The organism is Terrabacter sp. MAHUQ-38, assembly GCF_014518425.1.
GTDB lineage: Bacteria > Actinomycetota > Actinomycetes > Actinomycetales > Dermatophilaceae > Terrabacter.
Genome location: NZ_JACVCU010000005.1, coordinates 380,413 through 406,270, shown reverse-complemented (window position 1 = coordinate 406,270; position 25,858 = coordinate 380,413). Strand labels below are relative to the sequence as shown.

At 69.8% G+C, this 25,858-nt stretch carries 21 protein-coding genes and 2 tRNA genes; 18 read left to right on the top strand and 5 right to left on the bottom strand.

Annotation, left to right across the window (positions count from 1 at the left end; genetic code table 11):
* Window positions 1–174: 174 nt before the first annotated feature.
* Both H9I49_RS24610 and H9I49_RS19910 read left to right on the top strand, forming a co-directional pair.
* A complete protein-coding gene (locus H9I49_RS24610; protein ID WP_188032116.1) occupies window positions 175–3,564 on the top strand; it encodes a LamG-like jellyroll fold domain-containing protein in 3,390 nt (1,129 codons plus the stop codon).
* A complete protein-coding gene (locus tag H9I49_RS19910) occupies window positions 3,561–5,324 on the top strand; it encodes a family 43 glycosylhydrolase (RefSeq protein ID WP_223128933.1) in 1,764 nt (587 codons plus the stop codon). The genes H9I49_RS24610 and H9I49_RS19910 overlap by 4 nt, the downstream gene beginning before the upstream one ends.
* A gap of 244 nt (window positions 5,325–5,568) precedes the next feature.
* Here H9I49_RS19910 and H9I49_RS19905 read toward each other — a convergent pair whose 3' ends face one another.
* Window positions 5,569–6,093: a pyridoxamine 5'-phosphate oxidase family protein gene (locus tag H9I49_RS19905; protein WP_188032115.1), complete on the bottom strand. Its 525-nt coding sequence runs from the start codon at window positions 6,091–6,093 to the stop codon at window positions 5,569–5,571.
* A 124-nt stretch (window positions 6,094–6,217) separates the two neighbouring features.
* Complete coding sequence (locus tag H9I49_RS19900) at window positions 6,218–7,519, bottom strand: serpin family protein (RefSeq protein WP_188032114.1); 1,302 nt, start codon at window positions 7,517–7,519, stop codon at window positions 6,218–6,220.
* 407 nt (window positions 7,520–7,926) lie between these two features.
* Here H9I49_RS19900 and H9I49_RS19895 point away from each other — a divergent pair, with 407 nt between their 5' ends.
* From H9I49_RS19895 to H9I49_RS19885, 3 genes are all read left to right on the top strand, one after another.
* Complete coding sequence (locus tag H9I49_RS19895; protein WP_370587670.1) at window positions 7,927–9,336, top strand: SpoIIE family protein phosphatase; 1,410 nt, start codon at window positions 7,927–7,929, stop codon at window positions 9,334–9,336.
* Window positions 9,337–9,457: 121 nt separating this feature from the next.
* Window positions 9,458–10,576 carry a serine protease gene (locus tag H9I49_RS19890; RefSeq protein WP_188032112.1) on the top strand — a complete coding sequence of 373 codons (1,119 nt, stop codon included), beginning with the start codon at window positions 9,458–9,460 and terminating at the stop codon, window positions 10,574–10,576.
* Between the two features lie 76 nt (window positions 10,577–10,652).
* On the top strand, window positions 10,653–11,072 hold the full coding sequence (locus tag H9I49_RS19885; RefSeq protein WP_188032111.1) for a hypothetical protein: 420 nt from the start codon (window positions 10,653–10,655) through the stop codon (window positions 11,070–11,072).
* A gap of 65 nt (window positions 11,073–11,137) precedes the next feature.
* Here H9I49_RS19885 and H9I49_RS19880 read toward each other — a convergent pair whose 3' ends face one another.
* Window positions 11,138–11,791 (bottom strand): maleylpyruvate isomerase N-terminal domain-containing protein, encoded by a 654-nt coding sequence (locus H9I49_RS19880; RefSeq protein WP_223128932.1) that lies wholly within the window; start codon window positions 11,789–11,791, stop codon window positions 11,138–11,140.
* A 195-nt stretch (window positions 11,792–11,986) separates the two neighbouring features.
* Between H9I49_RS19880 and H9I49_RS19875 the strand changes: the two genes are divergently transcribed.
* The 9 genes from H9I49_RS19875 to H9I49_RS19835 all read left to right on the top strand — a co-directional run bounded on the left by H9I49_RS19875 (window position 11,987) and on the right by H9I49_RS19835 (window position 17,327).
* Window positions 11,987–12,059 (top strand) — tRNA-Gly (locus H9I49_RS19875).
* 111 nt (window positions 12,060–12,170) lie between these two features.
* Entirely contained in the window at window positions 12,171–13,148 is a 978-nt protein-coding gene (gene ligD, locus H9I49_RS19870; protein WP_188032109.1) for a non-homologous end-joining DNA ligase, read from the top strand.
* 91 nt (window positions 13,149–13,239) lie between these two features.
* Window positions 13,240–13,722: a glutathione peroxidase gene (locus tag H9I49_RS19865; RefSeq protein WP_188032108.1), complete on the top strand. Its 483-nt coding sequence runs from the start codon at window positions 13,240–13,242 to the stop codon at window positions 13,720–13,722.
* 16 nt (window positions 13,723–13,738) lie between these two features.
* Window positions 13,739–14,773, top strand: coding sequence for an anthranilate synthase component I family protein (locus H9I49_RS19860; RefSeq protein ID WP_188032107.1), 1,035 nt, complete (start codon window positions 13,739–13,741; stop codon window positions 14,771–14,773).
* Between the two features lie 64 nt (window positions 14,774–14,837).
* Window positions 14,838–15,683, top strand: a complete 846-nt coding sequence (locus tag H9I49_RS19855) for an aminotransferase class IV (RefSeq protein ID WP_188032106.1) — start codon at window positions 14,838–14,840, stop codon at window positions 15,681–15,683.
* A complete protein-coding gene (locus H9I49_RS19850; protein ID WP_188032105.1) occupies window positions 15,680–16,174 on the top strand; it encodes a TIGR02611 family protein in 495 nt (164 codons plus the stop codon). Before H9I49_RS19855 ends, H9I49_RS19850 begins: the two co-directional genes overlap by 4 nt.
* Window positions 16,175–16,279: 105 nt before the next feature.
* A tRNA-Val gene (locus H9I49_RS19845) sits at window positions 16,280–16,353 on the top strand.
* A 70-nt stretch (window positions 16,354–16,423) separates the two neighbouring features.
* Window positions 16,424–16,774 carry an MOSC domain-containing protein gene (locus H9I49_RS19840; protein ID WP_188032104.1) on the top strand — a complete coding sequence of 117 codons (351 nt, stop codon included), beginning with the start codon at window positions 16,424–16,426 and terminating at the stop codon, window positions 16,772–16,774.
* 31 nt (window positions 16,775–16,805) lie between these two features.
* Window positions 16,806–17,327 carry a flavin reductase family protein gene (locus H9I49_RS19835; protein WP_188032103.1) on the top strand — a complete coding sequence of 174 codons (522 nt, stop codon included), beginning with the start codon at window positions 16,806–16,808 and terminating at the stop codon, window positions 17,325–17,327.
* Between the two features lie 61 nt (window positions 17,328–17,388).
* Here H9I49_RS19835 and H9I49_RS19830 read toward each other — a convergent pair whose 3' ends face one another.
* Together H9I49_RS19830 and H9I49_RS19825 are read right to left on the bottom strand one after the other, a co-directional pair.
* Window positions 17,389–19,410 (bottom strand): acyl-CoA dehydrogenase, encoded by a 2,022-nt coding sequence (locus H9I49_RS19830; protein ID WP_188032102.1) that lies wholly within the window; start codon window positions 19,408–19,410, stop codon window positions 17,389–17,391.
* Between the two features lie 25 nt (window positions 19,411–19,435).
* On the bottom strand, window positions 19,436–20,131 hold the full coding sequence (locus tag H9I49_RS19825) for a TetR/AcrR family transcriptional regulator (RefSeq protein ID WP_188032101.1): 696 nt from the start codon (window positions 20,129–20,131) through the stop codon (window positions 19,436–19,438).
* Between the two features lie 98 nt (window positions 20,132–20,229).
* Here H9I49_RS19825 and H9I49_RS19820 point away from each other — a divergent pair, with 98 nt between their 5' ends.
* From H9I49_RS19820 to thrS, 4 genes are all read left to right on the top strand, one after another.
* Window positions 20,230–21,525: an acetyl-CoA C-acetyltransferase gene (locus H9I49_RS19820; RefSeq protein WP_188032100.1), complete on the top strand. Its 1,296-nt coding sequence runs from the start codon at window positions 20,230–20,232 to the stop codon at window positions 21,523–21,525.
* Between the two features lie 2 nt (window positions 21,526–21,527).
* Window positions 21,528–22,847, top strand: coding sequence for a 3-oxoacyl-ACP reductase (locus tag H9I49_RS19815; RefSeq protein WP_188032099.1), 1,320 nt, complete (start codon window positions 21,528–21,530; stop codon window positions 22,845–22,847).
* A 7-nt stretch (window positions 22,848–22,854) separates the two neighbouring features.
* Window positions 22,855–23,712, top strand: a complete 858-nt coding sequence (locus H9I49_RS19810) for a MaoC/PaaZ C-terminal domain-containing protein (RefSeq protein ID WP_188032098.1) — start codon at window positions 22,855–22,857, stop codon at window positions 23,710–23,712.
* A 151-nt stretch (window positions 23,713–23,863) separates the two neighbouring features.
* Window positions 23,864–25,840 (top strand): threonine--tRNA ligase, encoded by a 1,977-nt coding sequence (gene thrS / locus H9I49_RS19805; protein ID WP_188032097.1) that lies wholly within the window; start codon window positions 23,864–23,866, stop codon window positions 25,838–25,840.
* Window positions 25,841–25,858: the final 18 nt, after the last annotated feature.

Genomic DNA, 25,858 nt, shown 5'->3' with positions numbered 1-25,858 from the left:
CAGGGCATCGCCAGTCGGTCGCGACCGCGCATTCGACGAGGAGTGAGGGCGACCATGCGACGAGGGCCACATCGTTGGAGTGCATCTGCGGTACTGCTGGCAGTCGCAGCAGCGGCTGGGCTCTGGACTGCGGCGCCCCCGGCGACCGCCGCGTCGCCTGCCGCGATCGCCACCGTGGCTGACCGTGACCTCATGGCCGACGGGCCGATCGGTCAGCCCGACCAGCCGCAGTTCCCAGCCAACTATGTCGATCGCGTGCAGGCCGCGCTCCGCGAGGGCGCCGACACCTGGGGCGAGCAGCTGATGGCACTGCCGAACGGACCCACCCTGGACAACACGCGCGACCTGCTGGTTCCGCCCAACCACGGGGACGACTACTGGCACGACAGCCGGTCGAACTATCTTCCGCTCACATACCCCATGCCGGATCTCGCCCGGTTCAGCGCCGAGCGCGACTTCAGCTTCCCCTTCGTCGACGGCAGCCAGATCAACTCGGACTTCGCGGACTCGCGGACCCGCCAGTGGGTCAAGTTCTACGTTGGCGAGGGCTCGGAGCTCTTCGGCTCGGCCGAGAACCGCTTGGACCCGCCGACGCTGGCTGACGGTTACCTGCCCATCCTCCAGAATCGCTACACCGACCGGCAGGGCCGCGTCTACGAGCGCGAGTCCTACGTCACGAGACTCTCGTCCTCCGCGCGGCTGATGACCATGATCCACTTCAAGGTGCGACCGGGAAGCTCGGCCGAGTCCTCCACCAGGCTGCGCGTCAACCTCAACGGGATGTATGTCGCCGCCGCGGCGCAGGCCGCGAACAGCCTCGTGGTTGGCGACAAGCTGTCGCTTGCCCATAGCGGGTCGGCCAGGTGGAGCGCGCCCGACCTCACGTTCGACCTCGACCTGAGCCAAGGCCCGGCCGATGTCTACCTGCTGCTGATGAACCAGCCCCAAGCGCTCGGTGCGGTCGTGATGGACCGCGACGCCTACGACGCCCGGCGTGCCGACATGGTCACGTACTGGAAGAGCCAGCTCGCGGCCGGCAGCACCGTTCGGATTCCGGAGAGGTACGCGGCCGACGCGATGCGCTCCATGCTGTTGACCAACCTTGTCATGGGCTACAACCTCACCGTCGGCAACGGGTACGAGCTCCCCGACGACGAGCGATTCGCGTGGATCCCCGAGGCCGTCGCAACCGTGGGGTCACTCGGTGACTTCGGGTTCACCACTCGCACGCGGCAGGCCATCGACCAGTTCCTCGTTCGAGGTCAGTACAACGACGGCTTCACCACCTGGGAACGCGGGATCAAGCTCCAGACCGCTGCGCGGTACTACCTCCAGACGGGTGATGCCAGTCTGATCTCGGACAACCTCCCGAACTTCCGCACGTGGCTGACCGACATCTCCGCGCAACGCAGCCAGGACCCCGACGGGCTGCTCGCCAAGACGCGCCTCTACTCGGACAACAGCACCAAGGCACACGGCATACACCACCACGCCGACGTGTGGCGCGGGCTGCGGGACATGGGACTGGTGCTGCGCCTCCTGGACCATGACACCGACGCGGCAGCCTTCACGGCGCAGGCCCAAGGGCTGCGGATCGCGACCTTGAAGGCGATCGAACGCAGCAGCACCGAGCTGCCGGACGGCTCGGTCTTCGTCCCGATCGCGCTCGGTGATCCCAGCGACTTCGACCCATCGGGTCGAATCACCGATTCGCAGCAAGGGAGCTACTGGAACCTGATCATGCCCTACGCGTTGGGCAGTGGACTCATAGACCCGGACAGCCGTATCGGCAAGGGTCTGCGCACGTATCTCAACACCCACGGCGGGCTGTTCCTCGGGCTCACGCGGTTCAACCTCAGCGGCGAACCAGTAGAGGCGTGTCAGACCCGCCCCGGTGGGGCCTGGCCGGCGGCGGACGGCTACCGGTCGAGCGGCATCGACCAGCAGTACGGCTGGTCGTACCTCAAGTACCTGAGCCAGGTCGGTGATGCAGACCGGATCGGACTGACCTTCTACGGCATGCTCTCGCAGGGCTTCACGCCGAACACCTTCATCGGCGGCGAAGGGGTGACTGTCGCTCCCTGCCCGATGGAGTACTACCGATCCCAGTTCCGGGCGCCGCTGTCGGCGAACAACGCGACGTACCTCAAGGCGCTCTCCGGCATGCTCATCAACGAGACGCAGGATGCCCAAGGCATGCCGAGCGGACTCCAGCTCGCCGCTGCCACGCCGAAGCTCTGGCTGGCCGAGGGACAGACCGTTGGCGTCACCGACCTCCCGACCTCCTTCGGGCCGATGACGTACGCAATCACCTCCCGCGTGGCCAAGGGCACCGTCGAGGCGACGATTGTGCCGCCAGCAGCTCAGCCGAACCGGCCCAAGCTGCAACGGATCTCGGTGCATCTTCGCGTGCCTGCCGGCTACCGCATCACCTCGGCGACCGTCAACGGAGCGCCGGTCCTCCTCGTCGGCGATGCCGTGACGGTGCCGACCTCCGGAAGGGCCAGCGTCCGGGCTGTGGTGACCCCGGTCGCCGCTCGGTCCACGTCCCAAGCCCGAGTCGTGTCTACGGACCTCGCGGAGATGATCGCGCCCGGCGCCTCCGCCCAGCTGGGGATGCTCGTCGAGACCTCGGGCACCAGCGTCGTCAAGGGGCGAGTCACTGTGGAGGCCCCGTCCGGGTGGACGGTGGCCGCCGGGCAGGTTCCTTTCGCACGCAATGCTGGCAACGGTCTGGCCTGGCAGCGAGTGAGCACCAGCGTCACGGCCCCACCCGACGCTGCCGCCGGCCGCTATCCACTCACGGTGACGGTGCACCCGGAGGGCGGAACGCCGACCTCTCACACGACCTCAGTGACTGTGTCGCGCCCGGCCACCGGCAACTATGCGGACCTCGTACGTGCAGACGGAGCCGTCGGCTACTGGCCCCTCGAGGACACGGCGGGCACCGCCTCGGATGAGTCGGGACACGGCAACGACGGCCAGGTCCGTGGGACGGTCGTGACCGGTCAGGCGGGACCGCTCGCCGGCGAGCCCAGTCGGTCGATGAGCCTCGCAGGCGGCTACATCGATGTCCCCAGCTCACCGACGCTGAACCTGACGGGTCCGTACACTCTCGAGGCCTGGGTATACCCCCGGGAGTCAGGTGACCAAGGCGTGCTGGAGAAGTACGACCGACCAGCCAACAACGGGTACCTCCTCAGGTTGGCTGCCAGAAACCGGCCCGAGGCGATGAACCTCTCGGATGCCCTGTCCACCACCGGGCCAGCGCAGAAACCCGTGCTCCAATGGGGTTGGCACCATGTGGTCTCGGTCTTCGACGGCTCCACGCTGACCGTCTACCTGGACGGGGAACTGCTCAAGTCAACGCCGATGACGCGCGCGCCAGGTCGGGGAGAGGGATCACTCAAGATCGGTGCTCGAGGCGACGACGCCGGCAACCGGTTCGTCGGCTGGATGGCGGACGTCGCGCTCTACGACCGAGCGCTGTCGCACGCCCAGGTCGCGGCACACCACGTCAAGGGAACGACGGTCACTGGACACAGCACAGCAGGTGACCAATGACCAAGGAGCTCTGCGCGCCCTGGCTCGCTACGCTGGCCGCCCTCAGCCTCGTCGTTCAGGCGGCGCTGGTTATGGCAGCCCCGATCGCCCTCGCCGCCACCCCCTCCGCCCCGAGAGAGCTCATCGCTCAAGGGTTTGCAGATCCTGACGTGGTCCGCATCGGACAGACCTGGTACGCCTACGCCACCAACGACTTCAGGCATCTCCCGGTGGCCAGCGCGCCCACCATCGACGGACCTTGGCAAGTCCTCGGTGACGCGATGCCCGGCGGGCCCGGCAGCTGGGCCGTCGCGGGCAGGACTTGGGCTCCCGACGTTCAACCCAACCCCGACGGCAGTCTGACGCTCACCTACACGGCCCAGGACGCAGCCTCTGGTCGTCAGTGCATCGGCGTGGCGTTCAGCAATTCGCCGGTGGGAGGGTTCGTACCCCACGGTTCAGGACCGCTCATCTGCCCGCTCAGCCAAGGTGGCGCGATCGACGCAAACACCTTCGTCGCCCGGGACGGAACGCGGTATCTCACCTGGAAGAGCGACGGCAATGCCGTCAACCAGCCGTCTACGCTCTGGGTCAGCCGGGTCAGCAACAACGGCACCACCCTGGTCGGTGCGACGACTGCGATGCTCACTGTTCCAGCCGGCCAGATCATCGAGGCGCCGGACCTGGTCGAGCGTGATGACAAAATGGTGCTGTTCTACTCCGGCGGATCCTTTGCCAGCTGTGGCTACTACACGTCGTACGCAACGGCGCCAGCGGTCACCGGCCCTTGGACGTCAGCCCCGAGTGCCTTCATGACTCAGGCCAACACCGGACTGTGCGGCCCCGGTGGCGCTGACGTCGTGACGTCCCAGGACGGGCTGGGCGGTGGTGACAAGGTCGTGTTGCACGCCGCTGCGGCGGGCGGAAGCAGGCACATGTTCTCGATCAACCTCAGCTGGGTGAACGGGCTGCCGGTGCAGGGCGGTAGCCGGAAGTCGTCCCTTGACGGCAATGGCCGCGCTGAGATCGCGCTGATACAGACCGATGGTCAGATCAAGGCCTGGCAGAACTACAAGGGCTTCGAAGCCATGCCGTTCGGATCCGCAGCGATCATCGGGACTGACTTCAGCGACCCGACACGGGTTCGGTTCGCCGATCTCGACGACGACGGGAAGTCCGAGCTGATCCAGGTCCAGGCAGACGGCCAAATCCGGGCGTGGCACAACGACCTCGGCTTCGCCACCTCGCCCTATGGGAGCTCGCTCATCATCGCGACCGGGTTCACTGATCCGACAAGGGTACGGTTCGCCGACCTCGACGACGACGGCAAGTCCGAGCTGATCCAGGTCCAGGCAGACGGCCAGGTCCGGGCGTGGCACAACGACCTCGGCTTCGCCACCTCGCCCTATGGGAGCTCGCTCATCATCGCGACCGGCTTCACCAACCCTGCGCGGACGGTGTTCACCGACCTGGACGATGACGGCCGGTCCGAGATCGTCCTCATCCAGACTGACGGGCAGATCAAGGCCTGGCACAACGACCTCGGCTTCGCCGATTCGCCGTTCGGCTACGCCGTCATCATTGCGACGGGGTTCACCGATCCGGCAAGGGTGCGGTTCATGGACCTTGACGGCAATGGACGGTCCGAGATCGCCCTCATCCAGACCGACGGTCGGATCAAGGCCTGGCACAACTACAAGGGCTTCGACACCCAGCCCTACGGCGTCGCGCAAATCATCGCAACAGACTTCCTGGATCCAGCTGGCACGATCTTTGTTTGATCTGCGAGCGACGCATCTGGTCAAGGACCCCTCCCGGTCGCGTGCGGGCGAGATGCCCGCTGGGCTCGCCGGCGGTCTCGCAGGCAACGTGCGTCACCCGTGCGAGTGACCGGCCCCTTCGGCGACTCGATGGCGAGCACGGGTAGACCCACCCCCGCGAAACCGACCGGAAGCCAGATGCCTAGCGCGGCGACCTGCACGGGGGATCTTCACGAACTGCGGCACTTGTGGGACCCTCCGAGCGTCAGAAGAGGAAGCGAGTCAGGCCTCCCGGCTCCGTCGCCGAGACCACAATCGCCGAGCGGGGCTCGATCCGATACACGTTCCACGGCGGAGGGCCTTGCGACGGTGCGTTGAACGGGGCCGTGATGCCCGGCCCGCTCTCATCGGGCTCCGCCGGCCAACCATTGTCCGCCCACGCCTTCGCAATCCGCGCCAGCGCGCCGGGCTCGGTTACCCGCATCGCGTCACCCTCGATCACCACGTCCGCGTCGCGGACCGACACCGCGACCGAACACCGCGGATCGCGGGCGACGTTGTGCCCTTTGCGCGTCCCCGCGCCGGTCTGGAACCAGAACGCGCCGTCCATCCAGAGAGCACCGACCGCGGTCACGTGCGGGCTGCCGTCGTCGTTGACCGTAGACAGCCAGGTCGTGCGGGCGTTTGCCGCGTCGGGCAGCGGCATCGACCCCGCATCGAGCTTCTCGACGACCTCGGCCCAATCCACCGGCGGCAAGCCATCCGCCTCACCCAGATTGATGCGCTCCATCTTTCGGAGCCTACGCGCGAACTCACCGTTGCGGACCCCGACATGTTCGTCGCGCACGGATCACGGCCGACGCCTACCCGACCTACCCCTGGTCTCTGGCTGTCGTGGCTCTGTCGATGGGCAGTCACTCGCTCGGGTCCTCGACTCTGCCGAGGAACAGGGGCGTGCCGTGCTTGACGTCGTGAATGACGAACAGGAACGGCCGGTCGACGTGGAACGGTTCGGTGACGGATGCCGAGAGGGTGGAGATCACGACTGCCGTCGCAGCCGCGGCCTCCGTGCCGTCCTCGTCGACCGCGACGAAGGCCTCGTGCGGGACTGCGCTCACATACAGGTCCAGATCCTCTACGGTCATCGGTCGGAAGTCGGCCATGTAGGCGTCGAAGGCTGTCCGCATCCCCAACTGCTGCAGGGCGCCCTTCAACTCAGACTGGCTCCGGAACGTCAATCTCGGCAGCCGCACGTCGAGCATGACTTCCGGTCCGGCGGCCAGCACCTGGGCCAAGCCACCCGAGGTCACCTGCTGCTCCACCTGGCGCAACCGCCCCGGGTCCGGCAGGACCAGCGTCATGGCGAGTCTGCGACCGGCATAGGGCAGCCGTGCGGCCCGCCACCCCTTGCCTCGGGTCATCGTGGTGGCCAGAGGTGGTTGCTGCATCGTGGCGACATTGATCGTGCTGCCGTCCGAGCGGTGAAACGGACTGGGTCTGGTCAGCGACTTCTCGAACGGGTTCTCCCAAGGCGCTTTGAGGTAGAGCGCGTTGACCAGGACGAGGCGGGTCAACGCGTCCAGCACACCTGCCTGAATGAGTTCCGGGATTCGATCGCGCGTGCGCTCTGCGACCCAGCCGTTGACCAACCCCCGCGCCTTCTCCGGGGCGCGCTGGTAGTCGACGGTCCGCAAGCCCGCGCCGTACTCGCGCGCGAGCAGGTCGAGGAAGCCGCGTTCCCAGGTCACACGCTCCTGGCCGTACAGCTGGTTCGCGCCCTCCAGTGCCAGTTCGGCACCGCTTCCGTCGGCGCGGTGCTGGTTCCCGGCCAGCCCTTCGAGGTACGCCGACAATGAGTTGAGACCGCTGTGGAATCGGGCGTCGTCTCGTACTCCGAGCACCTGGCGGATCTCGGTGGCGGTGCGGCCAGCTGCCCCCGGCAGAGTCATACCGAGGGCCACCGCGACGGAGTACGGCGACAGGACCAGGTTGCCCTGCTTCGTCGCGAGCTGGCCGTACAGGTCGCCGGCGAGGCCATGTAGCGCCTCGGCTGGCTCTGGGATGGCGTCTGGTCTGCCCGTCGACCGGGCCAGGTCGGACTTGACCAGGTCGAGCCCGCCGGGGTCTGGAGCATCGCCGCTGTCACCACACGCCGCCAGCGAGGGGGCGATGGCCGTCAGGACGGCCAGGCGCAGGACGGCGCGTCGTGCTACCACGATCGTCGGCGGCGCATCGGGGCCTGCTCCGTAGGCACGAAGGCTTCTGGGGCATCGTCGCTCATGCCCTATGAGACACCACAGCAGTACCGAGCGTTGCACGATGGACGCGGCTCTCCACCGCCGTCTCCGCAGTTGCACTCCGCCGATCCACGAGAACTCTCAGGGCGTCACCTGGCCGCGCACCATGTATCGGCACGACCGCGGGGGACAGCGTGATGTCCGGTTGACGATGTGCCGTTGGGCGGTGGTGCAGCTGATGGGGCGCTACCTGCGATGACGGACAAGGCTGTCAGGTGGCGATCCGGATGGTCACCTTTGTGATCCGGCTCAGCGTGTAGCCCAGTGGAGAAGCAGGCCGACCCGGCCATGTTGCCGCGACAGCGGTCGCTTCTCGACGTGAGGCCGTGACGCCAGGGCCGCGGCGTCGAGTCGGCACGAACCGCGCATCGTGTTTTGCCAAGTGGGCCCCGTCCGATGCGGGCCCCGTTTACCGTGAGCGCGTGTCCACTCCCGAGACCCGCCCGGTGCGCCGGCCACCTTTGGCGTCGGCGCCCGGCTCCAATGGCGCGCGGTCAGCGGTGGACCTTGACTACCCGGCGTTGTTTCGCGCGGTGCCGACTCCCTGCGTCGTACTCGACGCGGATCTGATGGTTCGTGACTGCAACGACGCCTACGTGGAGGTGTCCGGCCGGACGCGGAGCGAGGTGATCGGGACGAACCTGTTCGCCGTGCTGCCGACAGAGACAGCCGGGACCGAGCCAGTCGTCGACACCGTTCGCCGCGCCGTCCTGTCCGCTCTGGAGACCGGCCGGACGGTCGTGGTCGGCCTCCAGCGGTACGAGCTCGAGCTGGGTCGGTCCGAGGGGGCCGACGAAGGGCGGCACTACTGGATCGGCACCGCCGTGCCCGTGCCGAGGCCAGGTGGCGTGGGGACGGACGTGCTGTACAACATTCACGACGTCACCGCCCTCGTCCCCCATCTCGGTGCCGCTCTGAGCGGATCCCTCGAGCTCGGTGGCCTGCAGGCGAGGGCCGCGGTGGTGGCCGCCACCGCGGTCGCGGAACAGAGCCAGATGTTCGACCTGGCGCTGGAGACGCAGCGGCAGCTGGGCATCGCCGTCCAGGAGGTCATGCTTCCCGCTGAAGTTCCCGCGAGCGTCACCGAGGCGGTCCAGGTTGCGGTCCGCTACCGGCCGGCCTCGGACGCGCTCCAGGTCGGCGGAGACTGGTACGACGTCGCGGACCTCGGACAGGGTCGTCTGGCGGTAGCCGTCGGTGATGTGGTCGGTCATGGGCTGCGCGCGGCCGCCGTGATGGGCCAGCTCCGTAGCGCGTTGAGTGCCCTGACCGTCGCCGATGTGGGTCCGGCCGCGGCCATGACGGCGCTCGATCGGGTGGCTCGTCACAGCCCTGATGCGACGGCCACGACGGCGGTGAAGGTCGTCATCGACCCAGAGCTCGACCTGGCCATCTACAGCAACGCCGGTCACCTGCCGCCACTCGTCCTGCGCGAGGACGGCACGGTCCACGCCATGGACCAGGCACTGGGGCCGCCGCTCGCCGTCACCGAGCACATCGTCACCAGGCCCCTCGGCACGGCAACCCTGGGCAAGGGCGACACCCTCGTCATGTACACCGACGGCTTGGTCGAGCGCCGCGGCGAGCCCCTCGACAGGGGGATCCGCCGCCTGGCAGCGGCCCTCGTCCGGCTCCGGGGGCTGGACGTCGAGTCACTTGCGGACACGCTTCTCGCTGAGCTGCCACCGCACTCTGCCCTACGCGACGACATCGCGCTGATCGTGCTGAGGCTCTGAAACTCGGGCACGTGACCGCGAGGGTCTTGCCGAGAGGTCCGTATCACGCGGCGTGGTTCCTGCTCTGAACGCCTGAAGCTCGGCCGCATCGGGCGGCTGGCTCGGGGAAGGAACTCACATCATGGGCACACTCCGCTCTCTCACCACGAAGTCGGTCGCCGTCGGCGTCGGGCTGCTTGCGGCGACCAGCATGTCGATCGGCGCCGCGGGCGCGGCGCCGCAGCACGACAAGCAGTCCGCGACGGCGGCCAACGCAACCAGCACGGTGCAGGTCACCGCCGAGGCGAAGGCGGCCGGCAAGGCGAAGTTCGGGGCCAAGGCCACCGACAGCCAGTCGCTCGAGGCGTTCTGGACGCCGGCGCGGATGCGCTCCGCGACACCGGTGGCCAGTTCCGGAGACTTTGCCGCCAAGGCAGAGAAGTACGTCGCCTCGCAGAAGGCGCTGCACCAGGCCGGCAAGAAGCCAGTCACCAACGACGGCCCGGTCCGCAGTGTCGACGGTGCGCCCAGCAAGTTCTTCGCCTCCGGTCTGCAGGCGGCCTACAACCCCAACCTGCCCTACTACGTTCCGACGGCGTACACGGCCGGGAAGGTCTTCTTCACCAAGGGCGGTCTCAACTACGTCTGCTCCGGGACGATCATCAACACCGAGGGCAGGGACTCGGTCTGGACCGCAGGTCACTGCGTCCACGGCGGCCAGGGCGGCACGTGGCACAGCAACTGGACGTTCGTCCCGGCATACGACGACGACCTGGCCAACCCGCGGCCGTACGGCACGTGGTCCGCGGCATCGCTGCAGGCGCGCACCGCCTGGACCGGCAGCTCCGACTTCTCCCAGGACTTCGGCGTGGCGACGATGAACACGAACTTCGGCGGCTGGCACATCGCCGACTACTTCGGCGGTCAGGGACTCACCGTCAACAAGGGCAAGAACGTGTACGAGTACGCGTTCGGCTACCCGGCCGAGACCCCCTTCGACGGCGGCAACCTCATGCGCTGCCAGGGGACGACCTCGCCGGAGTGGGACTACTGGTTCACGTGGTCCCAGACCGTCAAGATCCCGTGCGACATGACGCGCGGCTCGAGCGGCGGCGGCTGGCTCAACGGCTACAACGGCGACTGGGGCTGGCTCAACGGCGTCAACAGCCGTATCGACCGCATCTCCGGCCCGACGATCATGCTGTCGCCGTACTTCGACGACGACGCGTGGAGCCTCTTCAACTTCACCCGCTACCTCTGAGATGCCCAACCCGCACACACGAAGGGCGCGTCCGGTCCGACCGGGCGCGCCCCTCGGCGCGTTCGCGGCGGCCTGCGTGATCCTCGTGCTCGCCATCGGTGCCTGCGGCGACGCCGCTACGCCCGGGCAGTCGGCACCGCCCAGGCCCCCGAGCCGGCGACCCGCACCCACGTCGGGCGGCCCGACGCCGTCGTCCACCGTGAGCGAGGTCACGCCTGTACCCGCACTGCGCGAACGCCGAGCCTCGTGGAGCCTCGTCGACGCCGGACCGGGGCCGAGCGTCCTCGTGGAGGTGAAGGCCGGCGGACCGCCCTGCGACGTCGTGACCTATCTCGACGTGGACGAGACACGCTCCGCTGTGCGGCTCGACGTCTGGACGGGTCGGGTGCCGGGGGCGGTGTGCGCCGGTATCCCAGCCGTCCTCGGAGTCTTCGGGGTCCGCGTCCCGCTGGCCGAGCCCCTCGGGTCCAGGGCCCTCACCCCACGCTCCGCTTAGCTCGGACCAAGGGGATCAGGTCATCCCCATGGTTCAAGCGCGAGGACGCCGTAGGGTGCTGCGCGTCAGAGCGACACCGGGTAGGAGTCGTACAGCGCGACCCCGGCCGGAGGCGGTATGCGCCCCAGGCCCACGAGCACCGCCGACCGGTCATCCATCCCCGACGACAGGTCGGCGTCCGCGATGGCCTCCAGCGTTCTGCGCGCCCAGTCGATCCCGACAGGTTCGTCCCCATCGATGTCGAAGTCGAGCTGATGGACGGCCAGCTCGACGACCCAAGTTGCCAGGAAGTCGCCGCTGCGCAGGTGCTTGCCCTGAAAGGCGATCAGCCCCTCCTGCATCGAGCGGACCGCGACGATGGCGCCCTCGGCGACGTCTTTGAGATGGCTCACGGCGGCGGACGGGCGACCGTAGGCGCTGGCGACCCGTCGCAACCACAGGATGTGTGGCACCGGATCGTCGTCCCGGTCGTCCGGGTGGCTCGCCCAGTACGACGCAGCATCATGGTCTGGCCCGTCGTCCGTAGGGCCGGCGCCGACCACCATTTCCTGCAGACCCATGCGGAGGTGGACGACGACGTCCAGCGCACTCCACCCGTGGCATCTCGAGGGAGCCAGCAGCTGCAGGTCACTGAGTGCATCTGCAGCACTCACGGTCTGTCTGATCTGCTGGCCAAGACGCTCGACCGCCGGCGCGTGCGCGAATGACAGGTGCCTCATGCGAACCAACCTATGCGGCCACTCGGAGCCCCGCTCACCCGCAAACGAGCGGGGCTCCTCGCCTCGCCCGTCCCCGGCGGGCTGCACGCATCTGTCTCGGAACGGCAACTCGGAGAGTGGGTTTCGCAACCGGCCCGCAGGTCCGCTATGGTCTACCACGCAACCACGGCGGCCTCGGTCGCCGGAGGACTGCACGCGGACGTAGCTCAGTTGGTAGAGCGCAACCTTGCCAAGGTTGAGGTCGCCGGTTCGAGCCCGGTCGTCCGCTCGTCAGGAGGGGTCCGTCGACACGCGTCGGCGGGCCCTTCCGCGCGTCCGGCACCGACCCGGCCACGCGGCATACGGCCCACGCGGGCCTCTGGTCCGTAGGCTGTCCGGCATGGCGGCGTCGAGCAAGAGCCCAGCGATGGAGATCGAGGTCGGCGACTTCACGGTGCGTCTCTCCAGCCCGGACCGCGTCTACTTCTCCGAGCGCGGCGAGACCAAGCTCGACCTGGTGAAGTACTACCAGTCGGTGGGACCGGGGATCGTCAACGCCCTGCGCGAGCGACCGTGCATGCTGCACCGCTTCCCCAAGGGGGTCGACGGCGCAAAGGTGCACCAGAAGCGGCTGCCCGCCGGCGCGCCGCCGTGGGTGGAGACCGTGCGCCTGCACTTCCCGCGCTACGGGCTGCACGCCGACGAGCTGTGCGTCACGCGCCTGGCCGACGTCATCTGGGCGGTCCAGATGTCGACGGTGGAGTTCCACCCGTGGAACAGCCGACGCGCCGACACCGAGAAGCCCGACGAGTGGCGCATCGACCTCGACCCGATGCCGAAGTGTTCGTTCGACACCGTGCGTCGGGCCGCGGCGACGACGCACGAGATCCTCGACGAGCTCGGTGCCGTCGGTTGGCCTAAGACGTCCGGTGGCGCGGGGCTGCACGTCTACGTGCGCATCGAGCCGCGCTGGGGGTTCAAGGACGTACGCAGCGGTGCCCTCGCGTTCGCGCGCGAGGTCGAGCGCCGGCTTCCCGACGAGGTCACGACGACGTGGTGGCGCCGGGACCGCTCGCCCCACGACCTGTTCGTCGACTACAACCAGAACGCACGCGACCACACGATCGCCGCCGCGTACAGCGTTCGAGGCAACCCGCGGGGCACCGTCTCCGCGCCGCTCGCGTGGGACGAGATCCCGGATGCCGAGCCGCAGGACTTCACCATCGCGACGATGCCGGATCGTTTCGCGGAGCTCGGCGACCTCCATGCCGGCATCGACGAGGCCGTCTTCGACTTCAGCTCGCTGCTCGAGTGGGCCGAGCGCGACGAGCGGGAGGGCAAGGACGTGCCGCCCGAGCCCGAGGACGCCACCGGCTGAGCTCGGCGACGGGCCTCACGCCCACGATTCGCGCTTCGGGCGCGGTCCGGGCGAAGATGGCCTACCGACGCGTAACCACAGAGGAGAGACCGTGACCGTGCTGCACGACTTCAAGGCCACCGCGATCGACGGCGCGGAGGTGTCCCTGGGCGAGTGCGCCGGTGACGTCGTCCTCGTCGTCAACACCGCCAGCGAATGTGGCTACACGCCGCAGCTCGGTGGGCTCGAGCAGCTCTACGAGACGTACCGGGTGCAGGGCCTCACCGTGCTCGGCTTCCCGTGCAACCAGTTCGGCGGCCAGGACCCCGCCTCCGACGAGGAGATCGGCGCCTTCTGCCAGAAGAACTACGGCGTCACGTTCCCGATGTTCGCCAAGGTCGAGGTCAACGGCTCCGGCGAGCACCCGCTCTTCACGTGGCTCAAGTCCGAGGCGGGCGGTCTGCTCGGCAAGAAGATCAAGTGGAACTTCACGAAGTTCCTCGTCGCCCGGGACGGCACGGTCATCGCTCGCTACTCGCCGACGACCGAACCCGCCGACCTCGCAGCAGACATCGAGAAGGCGCTGGCCTCCTAGGCCCTACGATCTGCGGGTGGACCACGCCCGCTTCGCCGACCGGGACGCCCACGGCGTCATCGACGTCCGGCACGGCCCAGCGGCCCTCGACGCCATGTCCGGCGAGGGCTTCTGGGCCGTCGTGGCCTCCTTCGAGGGCGACGTCACCGCCGTCCGCTTCGCCGACGTCGCGCGCCGCCGTCCTGAAGCGACGAGCGCGTCGCCCGTCGGATGGCAGCCGCTGGATCGCCGCTGGCGCAGCTCGCTCGACCGGGCGGCATACGTGCAGGCGGTCCGGGAGGTCCGCGAGCGCATCGCGGCGGGCACCGTCTACCAGGTGAACGTATGCCGTGTCCTCAGTCACGAGCTCCCCGCGGCCGCAGATCTCGACGGGCTCGACGCGCTCCTGCGGCAAGGCAACCCCGCGCCGCACGCCGCTCGGATCCGCTGCCGCGAGGCCGGGCTCGATGTCGTCAGCGCCTCGCCCGAGCTCTTCCTGTCGCGCCGGGACCGGCGCATCGTCACTCGGCCGATCAAGGGCACGGCGCCGACCGCCGAGGAGATGCTGCCCAAGGACTACGCCGAGAACGTCATGATCGTGGACCTCATGCGCAACGACATCTCGGGCGTGTGCGAACCGGGCACCGTCTCGGTCGACGAGCTGTGCGCGGTCGAGCCGCACCCAGGGCTCGTGCACCTCGTCTCGACGGTCAGCGGGCGGCTGCGTGCCGACGTGGGCTGGAGGGACGTGTTCGCCGCCGCCTACCCACCGGGCTCGGTGTCGGGCGCGCCCAAGTCGAGCGCACTCACGGCGATCCAGGACCTCGAGACAGCTCCACGCGGGCCGTACTGCGGCGCCATCGGCTGGGTCGACGCGGACGCGCGTGAGGCCGACCTCGCCGTCGGCATCCGCACCTTCTGGGCCGAGCACGACGACACCGGGGGACGCTGGCTGCGCTTCGGCACCGGCGCCGGGATCACCTGGCACTCGGACCCCGAGGGCGAGTGGGCCGAGACGGAGCTGAAGGCGGCCAGGCTCATCGGGCTGGCGGCCGGCACTGTGACACCATGAGGACACCGGCCCGGCGCCGCACCGTTGCACGCCCGGCAGGCGCCCAGCCACGAGGAAAGGGACCATGAGCACGACCACGCGCGTCTGGGTCAACGGCGACCTCGTCGACCCGACCGGACCCTCTGTCTCCGCCCTCGACCACTCGGTCACCGTCGGCGACGGCGTCTTCGAGACCGCGAAGATCGACACCGGCACACCGTTCGCGCTGACCCGTCACCACCGCCGTCTCGAACGCTCCGCGGCCGGCCTCGGCCTGCCGTTGCTCGACCTTCCCTTCCTCGACAAGGGCATCGCGGCCGTGCTCGACGGGCCCGAGATCGACTTCGGCCGACTGCGCTACAGCGTCACGGGCGGCATCGGACCGCTCGGGTCCGACCGCGCCGACGCCTCGCTCACCTACATCGTCGTGGCCGGACCGCAGTCCCGGCCGCCCGCCAGCGGTGCCCTGACAGTGGTGCCGTGGACACGCAACGAGCGCAGCGCGGTCGTCGGCCTCAAGACGACGTCGTATGCCGAGAACGTCGTCGCGCTGGCGCGCGCCAAGGAGGCCGGCGCCGTCGAGGCCGTCTTCGCCAACACGCGGGGCGAGCTGTGCGAGTGCACGGGCAGCAACATCTTCGTCGTCGTCGACGGGGTGGTGCGCACGCCCCCGGCCGATTCCGGCCTGCTCCTCGGCATCACCCGCGAGCTCGTCATCGAGTGGGGACGCGCCGCGGGGGTCGAGATCCGCGAGGAGGCGCTCCCGCTCGAGGTCCTCCAGACGGCCGACGAGGTGTTCATCACGAGCTCCACGAAGGACGTCCTGCCGATCCACCGCGTCGACGCCCGCGAGCTGTCGAGCGAGCGGCCGGTCACGTCCGAGCTCCGGGCAGTCTTCCGCAGCAACGCCGAACGGGACGCCGACCCGTGAGCGACCACGACAAGACTGCGCCAGGTGCGCCAGGCGCCACCCGGGGCCCCGAGGTCGACTACTCCGACTCCAACGTCACCCTCGACGCGGCGGAGGACCGCTGGGCCTGGCGGGCCCGGCTGCGGCGGAACCGCGTCACGCACCTCGTCTGGCGCACGGCTGTCGGCGTCGTCGGAGCGGTCGTCACCGTCGCGGGCCTCATCATGGTGCCGGCGCCGGGGCCCGGCTGGCTTGTCGTCTTCTTCGGGCTGCTCATCCTCGCGAGCGAGTTCGAGTTCGCGCAAGGCTGGCTCGACTTCGGCAAGCACCACGTGAGCCGCTGGAACGACTGGATCATGGACCAGGCCATCTGGGTGCGCGGCCTCGTGGCGCTCTGCACGCTGCTCATCGTGTGGGCCGTCATCTGGGCCTACCTCGCCCTGGCGGGCATCCCGCAGATCGTGCCGCAGTGGGGCGAGGACCTGCTGGCCCGGTTGCCCGGCATCGACTGACCCGCGGCGCCGGGGCCGCGCGGGAGGGGCGATTACCGTCCCCGGTCCGGCACAGGCTATTGTTTCCCTCCGTCACCCCGACAGCCTGCCGGCACAGGGGTGCCCGGACGTGTAGCTCAGTTGGTTAGAGCGTTCGCTTCACACGCGAGAGGTCAGGGGTTCGAGTCCCTTCACGTCCACCCCGCTCGACGCGCACGACTCGCCCTCTCGCCCGCGCGGCGAGGCCCCGCAGGGGCTAGCGTGTCGCCCATGAACGCGACGGTCTCCAGCCTGTTCATCTACCCCGACTCCGACGCGCCGGGGCAGGAGCTCGACTCGGTCGAGGTGACACAGAGCGGCCCGGAGGGCAACCGGTCCAAGAAGCACGCGGTGCACCTCGTCTCGGCCGACGACTACGTCGAGACGCATCCCAAGGCCAACATCGTGCTCGACATGGAGTCCTCGGTGCTCGGCCAGCTCGTCGGCCGCGTCGTCCGCATCGGCGACTGCACGCTGAGCATCACGCAGGCTCCGTCGCAGTGCGCGGGCGTCTACGCCGAGGTCGTCACGCCGGGCACCGTCGCCGTCGACGACACCGTCCTCGTGGCCGAGCCCGAGTGAGCGCTCGGGCTCTGTCGCGGGGGAGTGCAGCGTGACGATCCACAGCGAGCACCCATTCGAGACCCCCGACGACGAGCGCGACCAGGTGCGTCGGCTGCGTGGGCGCATCGGGGCAGCCGTCTCGTTGTGGACCTCGGGCGAGGGCGTCGAGCGGGCGGGGCTCACCGTGTCGTCCTACCTCGTCGCGACGGGTGACCCGGGCCGCGTCGTTGCCCTGGTGCACGCCGACTCGGACCTGCTCGAGCGGCTCGAGGAGACCGGCACCGCGGTCGTGTCCCTCCTCGGCTGGCGCGACCAGATGCTCGCCGATGCCTTCGCCGGTGTCATGCCCGCCCCGGGAGGCCCGTTCCGGCTCACGCAGTGGGAGCAGACGGAGTGGGGGCCGCGCCCGGTGGGCGCGACCACGTGGATGGGCGTGCGTCTCGACCCGCTGAGCCGGCACGACGTCGGCTGGTCGGTGCTCGTCGAGGCGGTGATCGAGCACACCGTCGTCGGTGAGGAAGATGTGCCCCTCGTCCACCGCCGCGGCCGCTACCAGCGGCCCACCGACTGACGGCGGGCTGACGGCGCGCTGACGGCGGCGCGGAGTACCCCGGTCCGTGCTCGCGGCCGCGTCAGGCCGTCCCGGACATCTCCGTCGCGAGCAGTCCGTCGGGGATGCCGAAGGCGTCGACGAGCGTCGTCGCATGCGGCCGCAGCTCGGCGCAGATCTCGTTGACGAGCGCTGTCAGCGCCTTGGTGCGCGCCGGGCTCAGCCGGTCGTGCTCGAGGTACCACGCCTTGTGTCTCTCGATGGCCGAGAGGATGTGCAGGTCGCAGACCCGGGCCAGCACGGCCCTGGCCTCAGGATCCGTGCACGCCTCGACCGAGGCTGCGAACGACTCGGCGACCGTGCGCTCGACGTGCGCGATGGCCGCGTCGACCAGGTGGTCCTGGCAGGCGTTGAAGGCCTGGAACGCGTCCCCGCCCGGCACCGTGGCCCGTCGCAGCCGGCGGGCGAGCCCCTCGAGCAGGTGCTCCTCGCGCTCGCGCAGCAGCCGGAGCTGGGTGCCGCGGATCGCGAAGGTGACGTCCTCGTCGCGGCCCGGTGCGGCGTCGACGAGCCGCTGGATGATGCCGCGCGCCGCCGTCCGCTCGATGACGGCGCCCGCCGCGAGCCGCGCCCCGAAGCGCACGATGCCGGCGGTGTCCAGGTCGCCGAACGTCGCCTGGTAGTCCGTCAGGAGCGACTTCGCGACGAGCTGGAGCAGCACCGTGTTGTCGCCCTCGAAGGTGGTGAAGATGTCGGTGTCCGCCTTGAGCGCTGCAAGGCGGTTGGCCCACAGGTATCCGGCGCCACCGCACAGCTCGCGGCACTCCTGGATCGTGTCGGTCGCGTGCCGGGTCGTCAGGACCTTGATACCGGCGGCTCGGGTCTCGAGGCGGCGTTGGTCCTGCTCGCCGGTGGCGCGACCGGCGAGGACGTCGTCCATCGCGCAGACGAGCTCGTGCTGGGCGAGCTGGAGGGCGTATGCCGTCGCGACCCTGGGCAGCAGCCGGCGCTGGTACGTGCGGTAGTCGAGGACGGTCGTCTCCACGTCCGTGCCGGGTGGGGCGAACTGGCGGCGACGGGCGGCATACGTCGTCGTCACGGCCAGGGCCGACCGCGCCGCGGCACCTGCACCGCCGGCGACGGAGATGCGCCCGCGCACGAGGGTGCCGAGCATCGTGAAGAACCGCCGGCCGGGGTTGTCGATGGGGCTCGAGTAGGCACCGGTCTCGTCGATGTCGCCGTAGCGGCCGAGCAGGTTGGTGCGCGGGACCCGCACGTGGTCGAAGGAGAGGCGGCCGTTGTCGACCCCGGTCAGGCCGAGCTTGGGTCCGCAGTCCTCGATGGTGACGCCGGGCGCGGGCGCCCCGTCGGCGCCTCGGATCGGGACGAGCACGCAGTGGACGCCGTGCGACTCGTCGCCGACGACGAGCTGGGCGAACACCGCCGCGAGCTGCCCGTCGCGCGCCGCGTTGCCGATGTAGTCCTTGCGTGCCTCGGGCGCCGGTGAGTGGACGACGAGCTCGTCGGTGGCGTCGTCGTAGGTCATCGTCGTCAGCAGGCTTTGCACGTCGCTGCCGTGACCCGTCTCGGTCATCGCGAAACAGCCCTGGAGCTCGCCGGACGTGATCAGCGGCAGGAGGTGGTCGTGGCGGCTCGTGCCGAGCAGTGACACGGCACCGCCGAACAGACCCCACTGGACCCCGGCCTTGACGAACAACGACAGGTCGGTGTGGCCGAGCATCTCGAATGCGGCCACCGCCTCGCCGAAGCGCGCATGCCCACCCTGGTGCTCCGGGAAGCCGTAGGCGGCATACGGCTGCCTGGCGAGCTCGGCGAGCTGGGCCGTGACGCGGGCGCGGTGCGCGTCCATGGACGGGGGCTCGGCTGGTGGTCCGAACGTGGCGGCGTCGAGGGCGCGACAGTGGTCGCGCACCGGTGTGAAGGGTCCGTCGAGATGGCGGCGCAATGCGGCGACGAGGTCGGGCCCGTCATGGGCCCCGGACGCGATCGGCTCGAGGTTCTCTTGCTCGGTGACTGTGTCGGAGACGCCGGAGAGTCGGTTAGCGGGCGTGGGGGCGGCGGGAGTGCGTTCGGCCGTGGACATCTCGGCTCCTGGGTACTCGGGGACCTCAGCGGGTCCGGGCTGGCTCGTCGGCGGACAGGATCGGGGCGAGGCCGTGCCAGGCGAGGTCGGTGAGGGCCTCGACGACGGCGACGCGGGACGCGCGCTCGGACTCCGGGGTGGCGAGCCAGTCGTCGGCGACCGCGCGGACCGAGCCGACGAGGGCGATGGCCCACGTGCGGGCGCGGGAGGGCTCGGTGGCGTTCCCGCGGAGCGAGGCCAGGAGCAGCCCGGTGAGCTGGTCGGTGACCTGGTCGACCGTGCCGCCGACCGGGTCGTCGGGCAGAGGGAGGTCGACGAGCGGCCGGTTGACGACGAAGCGGTAGACCTCCGTGTCGGACTCGACGAGGGCGAGGTAGGCATCGACCGTGGACGCGACGAGATCGCGCGTGTCACCGGGCGCCGTGCCCGTGCCGCCGAGCGCAGAGCCGACGTTGCGGACGACGCGCCCGTCGATGCGCGCGGCGACGGCGCGGTAGAGGCCGGCCTTGTCGTCGAAGTGGCGGTAGATCACGGTCTTGGACGTGCCGGCCTCCGCCGCGATGTCATCCATCCCGACTCCTGCGCCGTGCTTGCGGATGGCGCGGATCGTCGCGTCGACGAGGGCGGCTCGCCGCTCCTCACGATGTCGCTCCCACCGTGCGTCGCGCCCGTCCCGGGGAGTGGCGCGTGCACCTGGGGCGTGGTCCACCTCATCGTCCATCTCACGAAAGTAACAGGTACTGGCTGTATCGACTACTGTCGGTTTCGGTTATCTTGGACCGGAACGACAGGCCAGACATCCGACAGCAGGAGAGATCCATGGCGCCCCACTCCACCCCGCGCACGTCCCGTCGAGTCGCGGTCCTCGGAGGCAACCGCATCCCCTTCGCCCGGTCCAACGGCAAGTACGCGAAGGCGTCCAACCAGGACATGCTCACGGCCACGGTCGACGGCCTCGTCGCCCGCTACGGCCTCGCCGGAGAGCGGCTCGGTGAGGTCGTCGCCGGAGCGGTGCTCAAGCACAGCCGCGACTTCAACCTGACCCGCGAGACCGTGCTCGGCACGAGGCTCGACCCGAGGACGCCGGCCTACGACATCCAGCAGGCCTGCGGCACCGGCCTCGAGGCCGCGATCCTCGTCGCCAACAAGATCGCCGTCGGCCAGGTCGACGCCGGCATCGCCGGCGGCGTCGACAGTGCGAGCGACGCTCCCATCGCCGTCAGCGAGGGACTGCGGCAGACCCTGCTCGCCGCCAACCGGGCCCGCTCGGCCGTCGACCGCGCCAAGGCGCTCGCCGGCCTACGGCCCGGACACCTCCTCCCCGCGATCCCGGAGAACGTCGAGCCGCGGACCGGTCTGTCGATGGGGGAGCACATGGCGCTCACCGCAGCCCAGTGGGGCATCACCCGCGAGGCGCAGGACGAGCTGGCCGCCGCAAGCCACCAGAAGCTGGCCGCCGCCTACGACAGGGGGTTCTTCGACGACCTGGTCACGCCCTACCTCGGCGTCTCTCGTGACACGAACCTGCGCCCCGACTCGAGCGTCGAGAAGCTGTCGACCCTCAAGCCCGTCTTCGGCAAGGGTGACGGCGCGACGATGACGGCCGGCAACTCGACGCCGCTCACCGACGGCGCGTCGGCCGTGCTCCTCGCGAGCGAGGATTGGGCCGCCGAGCACCGCCTGACCCCGTTGGCGTGGTTCGTCGACGCCGAGACCGCGGCTGTCGACTACGTCCACGGCGAGGAGGGCCTGCTCATGGCGCCGGCGTATGCCGTGCCGCGCCTTCTCGCTCGAAACGGCCTGAGCCTGCAGGACTTCGACTTCTACGAGATCCACGAGGCCTTCGCCGCGACAGTCCTGACCACGCTCAAGGCGTGGGAGGACCCCGACTTCTGCAAGGCGCGCCTGGGCCTCGACGGCCCGCTCGGCTCGATCGATCGCAGCAAGCTCAACGTCAACGGCTCCTCGCTCGCCGCCGGTCACCCGTTCGCGGCGACGGGTGGGCGCATCGTCGCCTCGCTCGCCAAGCAGCTCAACGAGGCGGGCGGTGGGCGCGGCCTCATCTCCATCTGCGCTGCCGGTGGGCAGGGCGTCGTCGCGATCCTGGAGGCCTGACCATGAGCGACCTGTTCACGAAGCTCGTCACGTCGCCCGTGGCGAAGAAGGTGGGTGTGCCACAGCCCACGCGGCTGCGCCGCTACGAGCCGGGCCTGCCGCTGTGCGAGGGCCCTGTCCTCGTCGCGGGCGGTGGGCGCTTCGCAGACGGCATCGCGTCATGGCTCGCGAGCGTCGGCGTCGCGACGGTGTCGACCCCTGGCGACGCGGGGGAGAAGGTGGGCGCAGTCCTCCTGGACCTCAGTGCGGCCGTCGACCCTGCGGAGCTCGACCAGCTGCGGCTGCTCGGCGCGCCCGCGGTCAAGGCGCTCGGCCGCAACGGCCGCGTCGTCGTCATCGGCACCGACCCGCAGTCCCTCAGCGACGTCGCCGAGGTGACGACGCAGCGTGCCCTGGAAGGGGCCGTTCGCTCGATCGGCAAGGAGTTGCGGGCGGGCGCCACGGCGAACCTCGTTCTCGCCCAGGGCGATGCGCACGACGGAGTGCGTTCGGCGGTGGAGTTCCTCCTGTCCGGCCGCTCCGCATACGTCGACGGCCAGGTGGTGCGGGTCAACGAGGCGACGAGCGGGGAGACCGACCCGCTCCGCCCGCTCGCCGGCAAGGTGGCGGTCGTGACGGGCGCTGCACGCGGCATCGGGGCCGAGATCGCGCGGGTCCTGGCGCGGGACGGGGCAGCCGTCGTGGCGGGCGACGTCCCGGGTGCCGGGGACGCTCTCGCGGCCGTGGCCAACGAGGTCAAGGGCACCGCGCTCCAGCTCGATGTCACCGCCGAGGACGCCGGTCGACGCATCGTCGAGCACGCGTCGTCGCGTCACGGCGGCCTCGACATCGTGGTCCACAACGCCGGCATCACGCGCGACAAGCTCTTCGTCAACATGGACGAGGACCGCTGGCGGACGGTCCTCGAGGTCAACCTCCGCTCGATCCTGCGCATGAACGAGGCCATCCTCGGCGACGGCGGGTTGGCCGACGGTGGCCGCATCGTGTGCGTGGCCTCGATCGCCGGCATCGCGGGCAACCGCGGCCAGACCAACTACGGCGCCAGCAAGGCCGGCGTCATCGGCCTCGTGTCGGCACTCTCGCGCCAGGTCGCCGACCGAGGGATCACCGTCAACGCGGTCGCGCCGGGCTTCATCGAGACCGAGATGACGGCGCGCATCCCCTTTGCCACGAGGGAGATCGGGCGGCGGATGAACTCACTCGAGCAGGGCGGCCACCCCAAGGACGTCGCCGAGACGATCGCCTGGCTCGCCCAGCCGGGTGCGGCCGCCGTGACCGGCCAGGTCGTGCGCGTCTGCGGCCAGAGCCTCCTGGGAGCGTGATCAGACGATGACCAAGGAGATCACCCTGGAGTCCGCCCCAGACCTCCGACGCATCTACGCGACCGCGGCCCTGCGTCGAGGCAGCTCGAGCGACACCCTGCCCGACGTGCGGGTCTCGCGCGCCGGCATACGCGTGGACCTGGACCAGCTCGTCGCGTACTCCCACGTCTGCCGCTTCCCGGTCGACGGAATCCTGCCGGCGACCTACCCGCACCTCGTGGCGTTCCCGCTGCAGATGAGCGTCATGAGCGGCGACCGGTTTCCTCTGCCGCTCATGGGCGCCGTCCACGTCGAGAACCGCATCGAGGTCCGCAGACCCATCGGCACCGACGAGGTGCTCGACGTGTCCGTGTGGGCCCAGGACCTGCGACCACACCGTCGTGGCCGCCAGGTCGACCTCCTGTCCGAGGTCAGTGTCCGGGGCGAGGTCGTGTGGACAGGGGTCAGCACCTACCTGTCGCGCAGTCGGGAGCACCCCGAGGCGCCGGTCTCGGAGCCGCCGTCCGTCGGGCCGCTCGGCTCCGGCGGCGGCGGCCCGGTGTGGCGACTCGGCGAGGGCACCGGGCGTGCCTACGCCGCCGTCTCGGGCGACTGGAACCCGATCCACGTCCACGCCCTCACCGCGCGTCCCCTCGGCTTCCCGTCCGCCATCGCGCACGGGATGTACACGTACGCCAGGACGCTGTCGTCGCTGGGGCCGCGACTTCCCGGTGCGGGGCTCACCAGCCGCGTGTGGTTCCGCAAGCCCGTGCGGCTCCCGTCCACGGTCCGCCTGCGCAGCGTGTTCGAGGTCGGACGAACGCTGTCGGCGCTCGAGGGCGCCCGCGGTGAGGTCGAGCACGCCGTGGTGGAGAACACCTGGTGACGCGGAAGCCGTCGACCGCTTCGGCCGTGCGGGCAAACCGCGTCGCTGGGTGCTGAGCGCGCTCGATACGCTTGCACGGCCGCACCGCGCGGCACCCACCACCGGCCCGTCGCCCCGTCGACGGGTCCCTGTCGAACGAGGAGCACCAACCGTGTCTGCACAGATCACCGTCACCGTCGCCGGAAGCGAGCGATCGGTCGCGGAGCAGACGACGGCGGGTGAGCTCTTCGAGGGTGACCGCACCGTCGTCGTCGCACGCGTCAACGGTCAGCTGCGCGACCTGTTCCACGTCCTGGCCGACGGAGACGTCGTCGAGGCCGTCACCGTCGACAGTGAGGACGGCCTGGCCGTGCTGCGCCACTCGACCGCGCACGTGCTCGCCCAGGCCGTCCAGCAGCTGCGGGCCGACGCGAAGCTCGGCATCGGGCCGCCCATCCGCGACGGCTTCTACTACGACTTCGACGTGGAGACCCCGTTCCACCCGGATGACCTCAAGGCGCTCGAGAAGGCCATGCAGAAGATCATCAACGAGGGGCAGACGTTCGCGCGCCGCGTCGTCACCGACGCAGAGGCCCTCGAGGAGCTCGCCCACGAGCCGTACAAGTGCGAGCTCGTCGGTCTCAAGGGTGGCAACGCCGAGGAGGCCGCGGAGGGTGCCGGTGTCGAGGTCGGGGCCGGAGAGCTGACGATCTACGACAACGTCCGCCGCGACGGCACCCGCGCCTGGGGCGACCTGTGCCGCGGGCCGCACATCCCGAACACCAAGCTCATCGGCAACGCGTTCAAGCTGATGCGCTCGGCGGCCGCGTACTGGCGCGGCTCCGAGAAGAACCCGCAGCTCCAGCGCGTCTACGGCACCGCCTGGCCCACCAAGGACGACCTCAAGGCGTACCTCGACCGGCTCGCGGAGGCTGAGCGGCGGGACCACCGGCGCCTCGGCGCCGAGCTCGACCTCTTCTCGTTCCCGACCGAGCTCGGTCCCGGCCTGCCCGTCTTCCACCCGAAGGGCGGCGTGCTCAAGCGCGAGATGGAGGACTACGTCCGCGCGCGGCACATCGAGGAGGGCTTCCAGTACGTCGGCACACCGCACATCTCGAAGGAGGAGCTCTTCTTCACCTCCGGGCACCTGCCGTACTACTCCCAGGGCATGTTCCCGGCCATGGACGTCGACGGGCAGCACTACCGGCTGAAGGCGATGAGCTGCCCGATGCACAACCTCATCTACAAGGCGCGCCAGCGCTCCTACCGCGAGCTGCCGCTTCGCCTCTTCGAGTTCGGCACCGTCTACCGCGACGAGAAGTCCGGCGTGCTCCAGGGCCTGACCCGGGTGCGGATGATCACCCAGGACGACTCGCACTCCTACGTCACCAAGGAGACCGCGGGCGCGGAGGTCAAGCACCTGCTCGACTTCGTCCTCGGGCTGCTCAAGGACTTCGGTCTCGACGACTACTACCTCGAGCTGTCGACGCGCGACGACGCCAAGGACAAGTTCATCGGCAGCGACGAGCAGTGGGCCGCGGCGACCAAGGTTCTCGAGGAGGTCGCGACGGCCTCCGGGCTCGACCTCGTGCCCGACCCGGGCGGCGCCGCGTACTACGGCCCCAAGATCTCGGTGCAGGCGCGCGACGCGATCGGCCGCACCTGGCAGATGTCGACGATCCAGTACGACTTCAACCAGCCGGAGCGGTTCGGCCTCGAGTACCAGGCGGCCGACGGTTCGCGCGAGCAGCCGGTCATGATCCACTCGGCCAAGTTCGGCTCGATCGAGCGGTTCATCGGTGTGCTCACCGAGCACTACGCCGGCGCGTTCCCGGTGTGGCTCTCCCCGGTGCAGGTGCTCGGTGTGCCCGTCGCCGAGGACTACGCCGACTACCTCGGTGAGGTCCTGGACCGCCTGAAGGCGAAGGGAGTCCGCGTCGAGCTCGACGACAGCGACGACCGTTTCCCGAAGAAGATCCGCAACGCCAGCAAGTCGAAGGTGCCGTTCACCCTCATCGCGGGCGAGGAGGACCGGGCCGCGGGCGCGGTGTCCTTCCGGTTCCGTGACGGGTCGCAGAAGAACGGTGTGCCGATCGACGACGCGATCGACGAGATCGTCGCCGCGATCGAGTCGCGCGCCCAGGTCTGAGCTCCCGAGCACGACCGA

What these genes read in the sequence shown, in the direction of transcription:
- H9I49_RS19910 (WP_223128933.1), top strand. Translation starts at nt 3,561, where the DNA reads ATGACCAAGGAGCTCTGCGCGCCCTGGCTCGCTACGCTGGCCGCCCTC.
- H9I49_RS19905 (WP_188032115.1), bottom strand. Translation starts at nt 6,093, where the DNA reads ATGGAGCGCATCAATCTGGGTGAGGCGGATGGCTTGCCGCCGGTGGAT.
- H9I49_RS19890 (WP_188032112.1), top strand. Translation starts at nt 9,458, where the DNA reads ATGGGCACACTCCGCTCTCTCACCACGAAGTCGGTCGCCGTCGGCGTC.
- H9I49_RS19880 (WP_223128932.1), bottom strand. Translation starts at nt 11,791, where the DNA reads ATGAGGCACCTGTCATTCGCGCACGCGCCGGCGGTCGAGCGTCTTGGC.
- ligD (WP_188032109.1), top strand. Translation starts at nt 12,171, where the DNA reads ATGGCGGCGTCGAGCAAGAGCCCAGCGATGGAGATCGAGGTCGGCGAC.
- H9I49_RS19855 (WP_188032106.1), top strand. Translation starts at nt 14,838, where the DNA reads ATGAGCACGACCACGCGCGTCTGGGTCAACGGCGACCTCGTCGACCCG.
- H9I49_RS19840 (WP_188032104.1), top strand. Translation starts at nt 16,424, where the DNA reads ATGAACGCGACGGTCTCCAGCCTGTTCATCTACCCCGACTCCGACGCG.
- H9I49_RS19830 (WP_188032102.1), bottom strand. Translation starts at nt 19,410, where the DNA reads ATGTCCACGGCCGAACGCACTCCCGCCGCCCCCACGCCCGCTAACCGA.
- H9I49_RS19825 (WP_188032101.1), bottom strand. Translation starts at nt 20,131, where the DNA reads ATGGACGATGAGGTGGACCACGCCCCAGGTGCACGCGCCACTCCCCGG.
- H9I49_RS19820 (WP_188032100.1), top strand. Translation starts at nt 20,230, where the DNA reads ATGGCGCCCCACTCCACCCCGCGCACGTCCCGTCGAGTCGCGGTCCTC.
- H9I49_RS19815 (WP_188032099.1), top strand. Translation starts at nt 21,528, where the DNA reads ATGAGCGACCTGTTCACGAAGCTCGTCACGTCGCCCGTGGCGAAGAAG.
- H9I49_RS19810 (WP_188032098.1), top strand. Translation starts at nt 22,855, where the DNA reads ATGACCAAGGAGATCACCCTGGAGTCCGCCCCAGACCTCCGACGCATC.